Raw genomic sequence first — 1,944 nt, 5'->3', positions numbered from 1 at the left:
ATCCGTCGGAGGGTGCGGCCGAGGCGGTGGCCGGGGCCCGCGCCGGGGACTCTGCGGTCGTTCCCGCCGCTCGCTCGGGCGACGAGGCCTTGGTGGCGGCGGTGGTGATGCCGGGAGCGGCGGTGGCGACGGGAGCGACAGGGGCGGTGGGTGCGTCGCCGAAGTCCTCGGAAGGGCCCTGAGCGGCGTCGGACGACTCCCTCTGGGCGGCGTCGGACGGCTCCCGCTTAGCTGCGTCAGAAGGCCGCCTCCGGGAAGACCCGGACGGTTCCCCCTGAGCTGCGTCAGAAGGCCGCCTCCGGGAAGACCCGGACGGTTCCCCCTGAGCTGCGTCAGARGGCCGCCCCTGAGAAGACCCGGACGGCGGCCCCTCGGAGGCGTCGCCCTCGACTCCCAGCCGCCGCAGCAGCTCACCTCGGAGCGCGGCGAAGCGCGGGTCGGAGACCGAGCGGGGCCGTTCAAGGCCGATCTCCGTCTCGTACGCGATGACGCCGCCGTCCATCACGAGCACCCGGTCGGCGAGCAGCACCGCCTCCTCCACGTCGTGCGTGACGAGCAGTACCGCGCAGCCGCGCCGCTGCCAGAGTTCGTCGACGAGCCGTTGGGCCTTGATGCGGGTCAGCGCGTCGAGCGCGCCGAACGGTTCGTCGAGCAGGAGCAGATCAGGCTCGCGCACCAGGGCCCTGGCCAGCGAGACACGCTGGGCCTCGCCGCCGGAGAGCGTCTTGGGCCAGGCGTTGACGCGGTGTTTCAGGCCCACCTCGGCGAGCGCCTGCTCGGCGACGTCGCGCCCGGGCTTGCCCGGCAGGCCGAGCAGGACGTTGCGCCATACGCGCTTCCACGGCATCAGGCGGGGCGCCTGAAAGGCGACGGCCTTGCGGCGCGGTACGAGAACGGTGCCCTCGATGTCACGGTCGAGCCCGGCGAGAACACGCAGCAGCGTCGACTTGCCGCAGCCGCTGCGCCCGAGCAGGGCGACGAACTCGCCCGGACGCACATCGAGGCGGAGGTCATCGATGACCTTGCGGCCGTCGAAGGAGCGGGTCAGTCCGTCGACGCGGACGGCGGCCTGGGTGTCCGGCGCGGGAGCGGAGGTCACCGGCCGGTGAACGTCGGTCGCCATTGCAGCAGCAGCCTTTCGAGGGTGCGGACGATGAAGTCGGCGATCAGGCCGAGGAAGGCGTAGACGATGAGGCAGACCACGATCACGTCGGTACGCAGGAAGTCGCGGGCCTGGACCATCAGGAAACCGATGCCGGAGTCGGCGTTGACCTGCTCGGCGAAGACGAGGGCGAGCCAGGCGACACCGAGGGAGTAGCGGAGGCCTGTCATGGCCCCGGGGAGCGCGCCGGGCAGGACGACGTGCCGCACGAGACCCCACCGCGACAGACCGAGCGACTCCCCGGCCTCGATCAACTGGGCGTCCACGCCCCGGATACCGGCGTACACGTTGAGGTAGAGCGGGAAGGACACGCCGAGCGCGATGATGGCGATCTTGGGCGTCTCGCCGATGCCGAACCAGATGATGAAGAGCGGGATGAGCCCCACGAACGGCACGGTCCGCAGCATCTGCACGCTGGTGTCGACGAGGTCCTCGCCGATCCGGAAGAGTCCGGACAGGAGGGCGAGGCCGGTGCCGATGACCGTGCCGAACAGCAGCCCCACGGCGACGCGCTGGAGGGAGACGCCCATGGCGGTGGGCAGGGACCCGTCACCGATCAGATCACCGGCCACGCGGGCGATCGTCCCGGGCGGGGCGAGCACGTCACTGGTCAGTACGCCTGTCGCGCTCAGCAGTTGCCACACCGCGAGCACCAGGATCGGGCTCGCGGTGCGGCGCAGCCAGCGGGGGAGAGGGGCGCGGCGGCGCGAGGAGGGGACCAGGGTCTGTAGTTCGGGGCCCGGCGGGGCTGGCGGTGCCGCCTCGGGTGATGTGTCGTATAT

General features: G+C 71.7%; 1 protein-coding gene and 1 pseudogene. Both read right to left on the bottom strand.

Features of this window, described 5'->3' with window-relative positions:
• Positions 1-385 precede the first annotated feature (385 nt).
• Positions 386-1,123, bottom strand: a pseudogene (locus AB8Z36_RS38730) (ABC transporter ATP-binding protein); the annotation flags it as partial.
• Positions 1,096-1,944 carry an ABC transporter permease gene (locus tag AB8Z36_RS38725; RefSeq protein WP_369218052.1) on the bottom strand — a complete coding sequence of 283 codons (849 nt, stop codon included), beginning with the start codon at positions 1,942-1,944 and terminating at the stop codon, positions 1,096-1,098. The gene AB8Z36_RS38725 and the pseudogene AB8Z36_RS38730, both read right to left, overlap by 28 nt.

It is taken from the genome of Streptomyces flavofungini (genome assembly GCF_041028215.1).
GTDB classification, from domain to species: Bacteria; Actinomycetota; Actinomycetes; order Streptomycetales; family Streptomycetaceae; genus Streptomyces; species Streptomyces flavofungini_B.
The sequence above is the reverse complement of the archived record's forward strand: the minus strand, read 5'-3'. Positions and strand labels throughout refer to the sequence as shown.